The 12,635-nt window shown below is 45.4% G+C and carries 15 protein-coding genes; all 15 read right to left on the bottom strand.

Annotated elements, in window-relative coordinates; translation table 11 throughout:
* Positions 1–2 precede the first annotated feature (2 nt).
* Positions 3–1,868, bottom strand: a complete 1,866-nt coding sequence (gene dxs / locus OCV77_RS05655; RefSeq protein WP_262573982.1) for a 1-deoxy-D-xylulose-5-phosphate synthase — start codon at positions 1,866–1,868, stop codon at positions 3–5.
* Positions 1,869–1,896: 28 nt separating this feature from the next.
* Entirely contained in the window at positions 1,897–2,799 is a 903-nt protein-coding gene (locus tag OCV77_RS05660) for a polyprenyl synthetase family protein (RefSeq protein WP_118797854.1), read from the bottom strand.
* The gene (xseB, locus tag OCV77_RS05665) at positions 2,789–3,001 is read right to left on the bottom strand and encodes an exodeoxyribonuclease VII small subunit (protein WP_262573984.1); all 213 of its coding nucleotides are present in this window, start codon (positions 2,999–3,001) and stop codon (positions 2,789–2,791) included. Before xseB ends, OCV77_RS05660 begins: the two co-directional genes overlap by 11 nt.
* A 4-nt stretch (positions 3,002–3,005) precedes the next feature.
* Positions 3,006–4,199, bottom strand: coding sequence for an exodeoxyribonuclease VII large subunit (gene xseA / locus OCV77_RS05670; RefSeq protein ID WP_262573985.1), 1,194 nt, complete (start codon positions 4,197–4,199; stop codon positions 3,006–3,008).
* Positions 4,199–4,609: a transcription antitermination factor NusB gene (gene nusB / locus OCV77_RS05675; protein ID WP_262573987.1), complete on the bottom strand. Its 411-nt coding sequence runs from the start codon at positions 4,607–4,609 to the stop codon at positions 4,199–4,201. Before nusB ends, xseA begins: the two co-directional genes overlap by 1 nt.
* A gap of 25 nt (positions 4,610–4,634) precedes the next feature.
* Positions 4,635–5,009 (bottom strand): Asp23/Gls24 family envelope stress response protein, encoded by a 375-nt coding sequence (locus OCV77_RS05680; RefSeq protein ID WP_262573989.1) that lies wholly within the window; start codon positions 5,007–5,009, stop codon positions 4,635–4,637.
* An 87-nt stretch (positions 5,010–5,096) separates the two neighbouring features.
* Complete coding sequence (locus tag OCV77_RS05685; RefSeq protein ID WP_262573990.1) at positions 5,097–6,278, bottom strand: transglutaminase domain-containing protein; 1,182 nt, start codon at positions 6,276–6,278, stop codon at positions 5,097–5,099.
* Positions 6,279–7,871, bottom strand: coding sequence for a peptide chain release factor 3 (locus tag OCV77_RS05690; protein ID WP_118797848.1), 1,593 nt, complete (start codon positions 7,869–7,871; stop codon positions 6,279–6,281).
* 29 nt (positions 7,872–7,900) lie between these two features.
* Complete coding sequence (locus OCV77_RS05695; protein ID WP_262573991.1) at positions 7,901–9,052, bottom strand: phosphopentomutase; 1,152 nt, start codon at positions 9,050–9,052, stop codon at positions 7,901–7,903.
* 45 nt (positions 9,053–9,097) lie between these two features.
* A complete protein-coding gene (locus OCV77_RS05700) occupies positions 9,098–9,820 on the bottom strand; it encodes a SpoIIIAH-like family protein (protein WP_317246626.1) in 723 nt (240 codons plus the stop codon).
* A 21-nt stretch (positions 9,821–9,841) separates the two neighbouring features.
* Positions 9,842–10,462 carry a stage III sporulation protein AG gene (locus OCV77_RS05705; RefSeq protein ID WP_262573993.1) on the bottom strand — a complete coding sequence of 207 codons (621 nt, stop codon included), beginning with the start codon at positions 10,460–10,462 and terminating at the stop codon, positions 9,842–9,844.
* Positions 10,453–10,962 (bottom strand): stage III sporulation protein AF, encoded by a 510-nt coding sequence (locus OCV77_RS05710; protein WP_262573995.1) that lies wholly within the window; start codon positions 10,960–10,962, stop codon positions 10,453–10,455. The genes OCV77_RS05705 and OCV77_RS05710 overlap by 10 nt, the downstream gene beginning before the upstream one ends.
* A 7-nt stretch (positions 10,963–10,969) precedes the next feature.
* Complete coding sequence (locus tag OCV77_RS05715) at positions 10,970–12,025, bottom strand: stage III sporulation protein AE (RefSeq protein ID WP_262573997.1); 1,056 nt, start codon at positions 12,023–12,025, stop codon at positions 10,970–10,972.
* Between the two features lies 1 nt (position 12,026).
* A complete protein-coding gene (locus OCV77_RS05720; protein WP_262573999.1) occupies positions 12,027–12,416 on the bottom strand; it encodes a stage III sporulation AC/AD family protein in 390 nt (129 codons plus the stop codon).
* 13 nt (positions 12,417–12,429) lie between these two features.
* On the bottom strand, positions 12,430–12,624 hold the full coding sequence (gene spoIIIAC, locus OCV77_RS05725) for a stage III sporulation protein AC (RefSeq protein WP_262574000.1): 195 nt from the start codon (positions 12,622–12,624) through the stop codon (positions 12,430–12,432).
* Positions 12,625–12,635: the final 11 nt, after the last annotated feature.

The following is a 12,635-nucleotide window of genomic DNA, read 5'->3' on the forward strand; positions in this document are numbered from 1 at the left end:
TGTCATTCTCTTTCCTTTAATCTGGCAAGTATTGCACCAGCAATACTTTCTGCATCAATACCAATCTCCTTTTTCAGGAGATCTACGTTGCCATGCTCTACATATTCATCCGGAATTGCAAAATTCAGCAGCTCCCCTTCACCCGGAAGGGTATCAAAGTACTCTCTGACTCTTTCTCCGTAGCCGCCGCTCGCCACATTCTCCTCCATGGCAGCTGTGATACCATGATGCTTCTTGGCATATTCTACAGCCTTTTCATCGATCGGTTTCACAAATCTGGCATTAATCAGACTGCATCCATAGCCGGCTTCCCGGATCAGCCTTCTGACCTCTTCTGCAGTCTTTACCATACTTCCTACTGCCAAAAGACAGACATCCTTCTCCAGATAAATGGCCTCTGCATGGAAGGATTCTATCGGTGCCCGGAATTCCTTTAATCCGGCATAAGCTTCCCCCCTCGGATAACGGATCGCCACCGGTGCATTCAGGCTTAACGCATATTTCATCATATCAGATAATTCCCATTTGTTTTTCGGTGCCATGACATGCATATTGGGAATAGAAGACAGATAGGAAAGGTCAAAGATTCCCTGATGTGTTTCTCCATCACTTCCTACAATACCCGCTCTGTCAACAGCAAACACAACCGGCAGATTCTGGATGCAGACATCATGGATGATCTGATCGTATGCCCTCTGCAGGAAGGAAGAATAGATTGCCACTACTGGCTTCAAGCCGCCAACAGCAAGCCCTGCTGCAAAGGTGACAGCATGTTCTTCTGCGATTCCCACATCGAAGAACCTGTCCGGATACATATTCCGGAACCGCCTTAAACCGGTTCCATCCGGCATGGCCGCCGTGATCGCTACCACCTTTTCATTCCTTGCTCCCAGCTTACACATCACAGTTGAAAAAATATCGGTATAATTAGCTGTTGTTCTCGGATTTAAGGGAATTCCTGTTTCTGTATCAAATGGCTCCGCTCCATGGAATCTTGCCGGATGTCTCTCTGCCGGCTCAAAGCCTTTTCCCTTCTGTGTGATCACATGTACAATAACTGTATTTCTCACACGCTTCGCTTCCTGGAACATACGAAGCATCGCGGGGATATTATGCCCATCCACCGGTCCAAGATAGGTAATCCCCATGTCCTCAAAAAACATTCCAGGAACCACAAGCTGCTTAAAGCCACTCTTCGCTTTACGGATACCCTCAACGATCCGGTCACCCCTTGGTATATCCTTCAAAGTATTATACACACCCTCTTTGATATCCAGATAGGCATTCGCTGTACGGATATTATTCAGATACTTGGAAATGCCGCCTACATTTTCTGATATGGACATATTGTTGTCATTTAAAACAATAATGAAATTGGTTTCCAGCTTTGCTGCATTGTTCAGCGCTTCATAGGCCATACCGCCTGTCAGGGAACCATCCCCGATCACAGATATGACACTGTTCTTCTGCCCCTGGATATCCCTTGCCTTGACAAGACCAAGTCCTGCAGAAATAGAGGTTGAACTGTGTCCGGTATCAAAGCTGTCGCAGTTGCTTTCCTTCCTCTTGGGGAATCCACTCATACCTCCGAACTTACGTAAATTGTCGAACTGATCCTTACGGCCTGTCAGAAGCTTATGAGTATAAGACTGATGCCCCACATCCCATATGATCTTGTCCTCCGGAAGCTGAAAAGAAAGATGCAGTGCCATTGTCAGCTCTACCGTACCAAGGTTTGAGCCCAGATGCCCTCCGGTTTTGGAAATATGTCCGATCAGGAACTGCCTGATCTCTTCCGCCAGTGCAGGATAATCTTCCGGATCGATTTTCTTAATATCATTTACCGCATTGATTCGGTCAAGTAACATATAAACACCTTCTTTTCTTCTGTCCGGTCTATTTCTGCCGTGTGATCAGGGAATCTATCAGGCTGATCAGAAACGGATTTTTCTCCTGAAAGGAACTAAGGATCTCTTCTGCTTCTCCAGAAAGCCGCTTTACATCTTCCTTTGATTTTTCGAGTCCATTTAATGATACATAGGTAAGCTTGTGATTTTTCTCATCACTGCCAATGGGTTTTCCAAGGATTTTTTCATTGCCTGTTACATCCAGGATATCATCCTGGATCTGGAATGCGATTCCAATATCATAAGCCGCTTTCTCAAGAGACCTGATCTCTGTATCTGATGCTCCTGCAAGAATACCACCGATCATAAGAGCTGCCTGGATCAATGCCGCTGTTTTCTTTTCATGGATAAACAGAAGCAGCTCCTCTGTAAGTGGAAGCTTTCCCTCTTCTGCTTCCAGATCCCCGTTCTGTCCTCCAATCATTCCATAAATACCGGCCTTCTCTGCAAGGATCTGAAGTGCCCTGGCAACACGCTTCATTTCTTCCAGGTCATCAGCCTTGTCAAAAGCTTTGGCAGCTGTCTCATAGGCATAGTTCAGAAGTCCATCTCCTGCAAGTACTGCCATACCTTCTCCATATACGGTCCAGGTCGTCTTCCTTCCTCTCCGGTATTCATCATTATCCATAGCCGGCAGATCATCATGTACAAGAGAATAATTATGGATCATTTCAAGAGCTGCCATAAAAGGCTCGATCACTTCTCCCTGCCCTCCAAACAGAAGAAAGCTCTCCTTCATCAAAACCGGTCTGAGTCTTTTTCCCCCTGCCAGAACACTGTAGTTCATGGCCTCGATCACTTTTTTCTGATACCCTTCCTCTTCCGGAAGATATTTTTTTAGAATATCTTCTGCATCAGCAGCCTTCTGCTGCAGCTGTTCATTAAAATTCATCTGTACCCCCATCTTCATTCAGCACCAGAACTTTCTTTTCTACTTTATCAATAATTTCATTACACTTTTTGACGAGAAGCATACCTTTCTGATATTCCTGAAAAGACTGTTCCAGCGTAATATCATCCTTTTCCAGATTTTCAATCGTTTCCTGTAACCTGGTAAAGGCCTCTTCCAGTGAGATCTCTTTCTCTTCCCCCATTCGTTTATTCCTTTCCTGTTACAGAAGCATACAAACTTCCATTTTTCACATAGATCTTCAGTTCATCTCCTGTATGGACACGTTCTACATCATTTACGCATCTGCCCTCTGCATCCTCCACATAGGAAAATCCCTGGTTCAGTTTATCCAGTGGTGACAGCCCCTTAAGCTGCTCAATATATAAAGCAAGCTGATGTCTGCTTTCCCCTGTTCTGCCATTCATCAGCGCCATAAGCTGTTCTTCTGTATGTAACAGCCACATTTTCTTTTCACGGATCCGGGAAATTGGAGAATTCATTTTCAGTCTGGCTTCCTGATTTTTAAGCTGCAGCCTGCAATAGGTAAGCTTCCGCTCCAGTGTACGGTTTAAGACCGTTTTCTGCCCGGAAAGCCGCTCCATAAATGCCTTCACATCATACACAGCAAGCTCCGCTGCCGCTGATGGTGTAGGTGCCCGCAGATCCGATACATAATCAATGATCGTAGTATCTGTTTCGTGTCCCACCGCTGATATGACCGGGATCCCACAGTCAAAAACAGCTTCTGCTACTGATTCTTCATTAAAGCACCAGAGATCCTCTATAGAGCCACCGCCTCTTCCTACAATAATGACATCTACCTTCTGTTTCTCCAGTGCATGTATTCCCCTGATAATGCTTTCTGCTGCACCGTCTCCCTGTACAATTGCCGGATAAAGGATTATCTGCACATAGGGATTTCTCCTGGTCGCGATATTGATAATATCCCTGACTGCCGCACCCGTCGGTGCTGTGACAACACCAAGTGTCCTAATATAAGGAGGGATCGCCTTCTTATACTCGGCTGCAAACATCCCTCTTTCTTCCAGTTCCTTTTTCAGCTGTTCATATTTCTCATACAGGGCACCTGCACCGTCTCTGGTAATATTTTTGGCATACAGCTGATACTTTCCGTCTCTTTCATAAACATCAACTGTTCCCTGTACAATGACCTGCATTCCTTCAGTAAGCCGAAACGCAAGACCGGAACGGTTTCCAGCAAACATCACGCAGGAAATCGTTCCTTTTCCATCTTTCAGCGTAAAATAAATATGTCCCGAGGAATGATATTTACAGTTACTTACCTCTCCCTTCACAAAAAGGGACTGCAATAAAAAATCCTGGGAAAACATATTTTTAATATATGAATTTACCTGTCCAACAGTGTAAACATTCTGCATTATTTATCTTCCTGAACAAATTTTGCCAGAACACCATTGACAAATGCAGATGAAGAATCCTGTCCAAACTTCTTGGCAAGCTCTACAGCTTCATTAATTGCTACTCCTATAGGTATCTCTTCATCAAATAAGATTTCATAAACAGCAAGACGCAGGACTGTCAGATCCACTTTACCCATTCTGCCTGTATCCCAGCCTTCCACCTTTTCATTCAATGCAGCATCGATTTCTGTCAGTTTCTCAAGAATCCTGTTCAGCTTGTCTGTAATATAAGCAGTATCTGCCACATCAGCCTGATTTTCCTCTTCTTCAAAGAAAAACTCTGTCTGCTCCGGCATTTCCTCTCTGTTATTAAACTCCACACGAAAAAGAAGCTTGAATATCTGCTCTCTCAGTTCTCTTCTGGTCATTTGTTTATCCTGCCTGTATTCTTTCTCACATGCCAACGCCGGCAACTCTGATATTCACATCTGTTACATTCAGACCTGTCATACTCTCGATCGTAGATTTTACCTTGTCCTGCACCTTCTGGGAGATCGCCGGAATGCTGTATCCATATTTCACGATCAGGGTAATATCTGCCTTCACATTCTTGCCATTGACCTCTACCTTTACGCCCTTTGCAAGACTCTTAACTCCCATTTTACTTGCCAGCTCATTGCCGATATTTCCAGCCATGGAAACTACGCCTTCAACCTCAGTTGCAGCGATACTGCCAATAGCTGCTACTACATCATCAGCGATCTTGACGGTTCCAAAACTATCATCATCCTGTAATACATAAGTGTTCTGTTCCATTGTCTTTTCCATGATCCTGTTCCTTTCTTTATGTCAGTCATCTGACTTTCATCATACCAAAAAATACGTTTTTTGGAAAGCCTAAATCCAATTTTCCTCTTACAGCCAGAAGCTCAGGCTCTGCTGCTCCCTGTTATCCGCATAGGATACTGTGCCCTCTGCACCATGCAGGTAGGAAAAGATCCCCTGTTCTTTGATCAGATACCGGATCATCTCCTCATAAACTGCCTCATCTGAACATTTCAGCGTCACATAAGTGCTTCCCGTATCATATGCCATCTGGAACAGTTCTTCCAGCTTCTGTTTGTCTACAGAAGTAAAATATCTGCCTTCCCTGACATAATAATTATCCGTCATGTCATCACATACCGGCATGGACGCACCCGTATCAATAGAATGTGTCGCTGTCAGCTGAACTGTTGTTACACACAGATAATCATAATTGATCGGCGGTATGCTCTCCTCACCCTCTGTGCTGCCCTCTACCATCTGATAGGAAGCATCCCCCCAGGTAGTATCTATATAATACCAGCTTCCATCCAGTCTTGCCAGATTCCAGGCATGTCCCTCTCCGGAAAGCACTCTTCCCATCACAAGCGTTGCATCTATTCCTGCCTGATTCAGCAGATACTGTGTTGCCTTGGCATATCCCTGGCACACACTCCTTCCATACAAAAAAACAGAGCATATATTCTGATTATCCGGCGCCTCTGAATCGTATTCTGTAGAATTAATGATATACTCGTAAATATATTTGGTCTTTTCATAGTCGTCCATGTCAGGAGTGATGCCCGTAAGGCAGTTTACTGCATAATCCCGGATCAGCTTCTTCCGGCTTTCTGCTTCTTCCTCATCCATGGTATAGGTTCCGGAAAATGTGATCTTCTTTACCTCACTGCCAAGGGTATATCTGGTAAATGTATATCCCTCCACATAGAATATCTCCGGATGGTCGTTCAGCACATACTGGAATATCCTCTCTATGGTGTCTGTTTCAAGACAGGATAACGGAATATCCTTCTGAAAATGCTGCAGAATGTCCAAAATCTCCACATATACAGTCTGATCCTCACTGTGAAGCTGATCAAAATAGAACTGGCCATTCTGCCTTTTTTTCAGGCTTTCCGCCACATCACTATTCATTTCACCGGTTCTTGGAATCTGTTCTTCCACGGCCGGAGTTTCCTTCGCCTGTTCCTGATCCATTCCCATTTCACCAGACGTACATCCGGTAAGCATCAAAGAAAGGATCAGGGCTGTCGAAAGCCATCTGTTTTTCATTTAATCACGTCCAAACTCTGATAATACAAGTCCTTCATTTCTCTCAAGAGTCATACCTATGCTCCAGGAATTAATAAACAGCAGAAGCGGATTTCCCTTCAGATCCTTGATCTTCTTCATATCGGAGGTACCTGTCAGCTTTGTCAGATCAATATCTTTATTCTCGATCCATCTGATATGCTCATAAGGCAGCGGCTCCAGCTTGATCTCAACATTATATTCATTTTCCAGACGGTATTTTAAGACATCAAACTGCAATACACCTACCACACCGACAATGATCTCTTCCATACCGGTATTAAATTCCTGGAAAATCTGGATTGCACCCTCCTGTGCAATCTGGGTGATCCCCTTCACAAACTGCTTTCTCTTCATAGTATCGATCTGCCTTACCCTTGCGAAATGCTCCGGGGCAAAGGTCGGGATCCCCTCATAGCAGAACTGTTCCTTTGGCATACACAGCGTATCCCCGATAGAAAAAATACCAGGATCAAATACCCCGATAATATCACCGGCATAGGCCTCTTCCAGGATCTTTCTTTCGCTCGCCATGATCTGCTGGGGCTGTGAAAGACGCATGATTTTATTTCCCTGTACATGCTTGACTTCCATGCTTGCCTCATATTTACCGGAACAGATTCTCATAAATGCGATCCTGTCACGGTGTGCTTTATTCATATTGGCCTGTATCTTGAACACAAAAGCAGAAAAGTCATTCTCTGTAGGTGAGATCAGTCCGATATCCGCCTTTCTTGGCAGCGGAGTTGTTGTCATCTTAAGGAAATGCTGCAGAAAAAATTCCACGCCAAAATTGGTAAGGGCTGAACCGAAAAATACCGGTGTCAGCTCACCTGCCTGCACGGCTTCCAGATCAAATTCCGCACTCGCACCGTCCAGAAGATCAATCTCATCCATCAGCGTTTCTGCTGCTTCCTCTCCTATCACTGTATCCAGCTCTTCTCTTCCGGCCACAGGAATATGCCTAGTCTCCCCCTCTTTGGTTCCCTTCTCAGTATCTGAAAAGGTGATCACCTCCTGCTTATGCCTGTCATATACTCCCTTGAAACGCTTACCGGAACCAATAGGCCAGTTAACCGGACAGGTGGCAATACCAAGCTCTTTTTCAATTTCATCCAGAAGCTCAAAGGTATCATTGGCATCCCTGTCCATTTTGTTAATAAAAGTAAAGATCGGGATCTTTCTCATGACGCAGACCTTGAACAGCTTCCTTGTCTGTGCCTCTACACCCTTGGATGCATCAATGACCATGACTGCTGAGTCAGCTGCCATCAGTGTACGGTAAGTATCTTCTGAGAAATCCTGGTGCCCCGGTGTATCCAGAATGTTGATGCAGAAGCCGTCATATTCAAACTGCAGAACAGAAGAAGTAACGGAAATACCTCTCTCCTTCTCGATCTCCATCCAGTCAGATACAGCATGTCTGGCCGTCGCCTTTCCCTTTACACTTCCTGCCAGATTAATAGCGCCTCCATACAAAAGGAATTTCTCTGTCAGCGTCGTCTTACCTGCATCAGGATGCGAGATGATCGCAAACGTACGTCTTCTGTTGATTTCTTTATCGTAATTTCCCACGTTTTTTCCTCCAAGTGATCGTTTTGTATTTAAAGCATGGATGTGCCTGCGATTTTTGATGGTACCTGGAAATAATCAAGCACAGTTGCACCGATATCTGCGAAGGTATCCCTCGTTCCTAAGTCCGCAGGTTTGATTTTCTTTCCATACATCAGAAAAGGCGTATATTCTCTGGAATGATCCGTAGACACCGTATAACCGGGATCACATCCGTGATCGGCTGTGATCATCAGAACATCTCCATCCCCAAGCTTCGCCATCATCCCAGGCAGAGCCCTGTCAAATTCCTCCAGTGCCCTTCCATAGCCCTCACAGTTATTTCTGTGCCCGTACAGCATATCAAAATCAACAAGATTCGTAAAGCATAATCCGTCAAAATCCCGATCCATACAGGCAAGTGTCCTGGCTATGCCCTCTGTATTTCCACTGGTGTATACTGCTTCCGTAATACCTCTTCCGGCAAAAATATCCCGGATCTTTCCTATTGCGATCACATCCCTGCCTGCTGCCTTCAATGCATCCAGCATCGTTTCTGCAGGTGGCAGAAGTGAATAATCATGTCTTCTTGGCGTCCTCACATAATGACCGCTCTCCCCCGTAAAGGGCCTTGCGATCACTCTTCCGACACCATACTTCCCTGTAAGCAGCCCTCTTGCTTCTTCGCAGTAATGATATAACGTTTCTACCGGAACCACATCCTCATGGGCTGCGATCTGAAATACACTGTCTGCCGAAGTATAGACAATCAGATCTCCTGTCCTTACATGTTCATCTCCATAATCTTTGATAACCTCTGTGCCTGAATAAGGTCTGTTGCACAGAACACCCCTGCCCGTCATCTTCCTAAACGGCGCAAGGATCTCCTCCGGAAATCCATCCGGGTAAACCGGGAGCGGTTTTTCTGAAATAATTCCCGCAATCTCCCAGTGACCGATCGTGGTATCCTTTCCTCTGGATTTCTCCGTCATCCTGGCATATGCCGCAGATGGCTCTCTGGTACCTTTCGAGAAATCCACACCATCAATATTAAAAAGCCCCATTTCCTTCAGATTAGGGTAATGTGCATCAGAACCGCCGGTTGCAGAACGCAGTGTATTGGTTCCTTCATCTCCAAACTGACCTGCATCCGGCATTGCTCCGATCCCGAGACTGTCAAGCACGATCAAAAATACTCTTGCCATTACAGAATTCCTCTCTTTCTCTGTCCTTGTATAGAATATCACATTTTATTCTGCTGTAGTAGTACTGATTACAATATTTTCCGCTCCGATCCCTGTCTTGCGCACTACAATATCCTCGATCTGGGCACGCTGTGCTTCGGTCAGGTCACTGGTATTTATCACCACATCCACCATGCCGTCTGCAATACTCACAACCGCATCATCAAAGCCCTTGGCCTGCAGCAGGATCTCGGCCGCTGTTTCCTTTTCTGCCGCATCTGTGATCGCGATCATGCCGTCAATAGCTTCCTGCTTCTGCTCATCACTGATATTTACGTTATTGATGATCTCCAGAAGCGTCTCCTTATTTCTGGCACGTACCTGCTCCTTCAAAAGCTTTGCACCAGACAGGCTGTCAAGACTGGAGGATGACGTAAATACAGCCTCCCCCGGTACACTTTGATCTGACAGCTCATCCCCTGTGTTTTCTGCCATACTTTCCTGCATGGTCTCATCAAGGTAATCAGGTTCCTCACTGACTACATCCGAATCCAGGCTCGCAATATCATAGTTTTCCGCTGCTTCCATATCTTCGTCAGAGATCTCAAATAGTGAGGCCACCTGTGTATCCTCCGTATCAGGTGCATCTTCTTTTGCAGTCACAGCAGAATCTGCACCGGTTTCCATGATCTCCTCCTCCGAGATCCTAGAACCTGCAAAATTCAGATATCCCGCAATTGCGATCATAATTGCCAGAGCCGTGATCATGATCTGATTCTTTTTCATCATATTTTTCAACGCCGTTTCTCCTTATCTGGAACTCATTTTGATTATTTTTATTTTATGTACATCTATCCCGAATAATGCCTGAATTGCCTCCGTAATGTTTTTATTTATTTTCCCCTGATCTGCGCCGCTTACGCAGACAACAACACCTTCTACTTCTGGATAGATCACCTTTTTTATAAAGGGTCTTGTGCCATCCTCTGTGTAAACTGAAACCATCTTTTCAGTAGATTCTGCCGCATTCCTGCTGCCGCTTCCCTCTACCTCCGTACTGGAATCCAGAGATGACTCTGTATCCTTTTCTATTACAGCTTCACCGGATCCCTTCAGCGTCAGGAATACCTTTACATCACCTGCTCCTTCCACAGAAGACAGGAAATCCTCCAGCTGTCCTTCCATCACAGTCGCATACTCCCGCATTGCTTCTGCATCCGCCGTCATCTCCGGAAGACTGGCATCCTCACTTCCCTCTGATACTATCGTATCATGTTGGCTGTCCCAAAAACCGTACTTGCTTTCCTTCTTTTTTTCTTCTGCCGGCCATGCGATCACAAGCAGCAGAATCCCGGCCAGAAACAGGATCAGAAAATTCTCTTTTTTCCCTGCAAGGGATCTGAACAGCTTTTCTTTCCTCTTTATCTCCATTCAGACACTTCAACCTCCATATCCGACATATCCATCTGCAGCATTTCCGCAATATACTGCTTTTTCTGCTGCAGCCACTCTTCCTTTCCCTCTATCGTGCTGTTTTCTGCCCACAGGCCATCTTTTCCCGGTGCTTCCAGTACGACAAGAAGATACATGTTTCCGTCTTCTCTTTCCTTCAACTCTATATCCAGGATCTGTACCTCTTCCAGCTGCCCAAGTCTCTGCATAATCTCCTTTTCCATCTGTCTTTGCACAGGATCTTTCTGCTTCCCATCTGTACGAAATTCTATTTCCATTTCATAAGCAGGGACTTTACCGGGATCAGATAAGGCTCCATTTTTTGAAAACAGGGAAAGAACCGGCAATGCCAGCTGTACCACCAGAACCATTCCAACGATCAGCCTGATATACTTTTTGTATACCTCTGACGGGGCAAGACAAACCATAGCCTCTGCCACGATGATAAAAATTCCTGTTTCCCGGATAATCTCTGTCATATAATGCTCACCTCACAATACACGACACGATTGCCACCACGATCAGAAACAATGCCATGCCGGTAAGAACACAGCGAAGAAGCAGAAAACACCCTTCTCCTACCTTGTCCACGCATCCGGACAGCCGTTTATCTCCAACCACACTGCAAAGCGCAGCGCCAAACCGGATCAGTCCGGAAAGCACCAGGATCTTAAAAACCGGCAATGCACAGATCAGGAGAAGCAGTACCAGAAATAAAATTCCCATAGTATTCCGGATAAGCACTGCTGACCCCAGTACTAGCTCTGCCACGCCTTCTACTGCTCCGCCAATCCCCGGGAGCACCTGCATGGCCTTCTTCATTGCCGATACCTTAAGTCCGTCTACTGCCGGTATGATCAGTGCCTGTACAAAGGACATTCCTGTAACAAGCGCCAGCATGACCTTAAAGGCAAAATCTGCGATCCTTTTCATGAAATCCAGCAGGAGATTCAGTCTTTCTTCCGGAAACAGGGCTGAGAGGAGTGCCAGGATCACATAGCTGTAAATAAAAGGAACCATGACCGAAAGAAGGATCTCCTCGATCCCCCATACAAGAAGCAGCATCATTCCATAGTAAAAAGAGGCTGTCGTTGTTCCAAGTGAAACGGAAACACTCACTGCCCATGATGGGACAAACAGCTTTACAAAAAGAATGATATTTTCAAAGGTGGCAACTGTAATCCTGGAGATCACGGTAAAAGCTCCTGTCAATGTGGAAAGAAGAATCAGATACAGCAGATAGAATCCTGTTCCTCTTGTATTCCCCTTCGCCAGAACATCCGAGAAATCAGACAACAATGCAGAAAAGATACCGATCAGCAAAATGCTCACCAGCAATGTCTTCATACCTGCAAGATCCCCGGCAAATCCCTCCTTTACCGCCTGTGTGATCATCTTAAAAGCCTCCCCTGCCTGTCCTTCCAGTATCAGATTAAAAAGAGAATTCATATCGATCTGATATCCCGGAAACAGCTTCGTAAATGACTCTGATGCAGCGGTCAGATTAAGCTCCTCCATCTGTTCCGTTAAATAGTCGTTCATTTTATCCCCCTACAATTGTACTGATATTTTCAACGACCGCAGCCATGACCGGCAGACTGAAGCATAGAACAGAAAGCTTGGCAAAGATCTCAATCTGTCCGGCCACAGCCTGATATCCGGCATCCTTACAGACACTGGCACAGAAATCCCCAATATAGGTGATCCCTACTGCTTTCAGGATCAGGGCAAGCCAGGCTTCACTTCCTCCGATATACTTTTTCAGGGACAGGATCTGGGATATGATACTACCGATCTTTTCCATTGAAAAAGCAAAAATAAGAATACAAAGCGCTACTCCCATATACAGACTGATCTCTGCCCTGGTACCCTTAAACTGGATCGCAAGCATAACACCCGTCAGCCCAAGAATCCCAATTTTCAGCATATCCATTGTCATCCTCCTCTCAGAACTGGAAAAGATCCTGTACCATTATAAACAGATCATAAATATATGGCAGGATCCATGTCAGCACAAGGATCAGTCCGGCAAGACTGATCAGAAAGGCATGTTCCTCTCTTCCACTATGTTTCAGTACCTGACTTAAGATTGTCACCAGTATCCCCACTGCAGCTATTTTAAATATCAGCCCTACTCCCATTGCTCCTCCTG

The organism is Suilimivivens aceti, assembly GCF_025567405.1.
Classification (GTDB): Bacteria; Bacillota; Clostridia; order Lachnospirales; family Lachnospiraceae; genus Suilimivivens; species Suilimivivens aceti.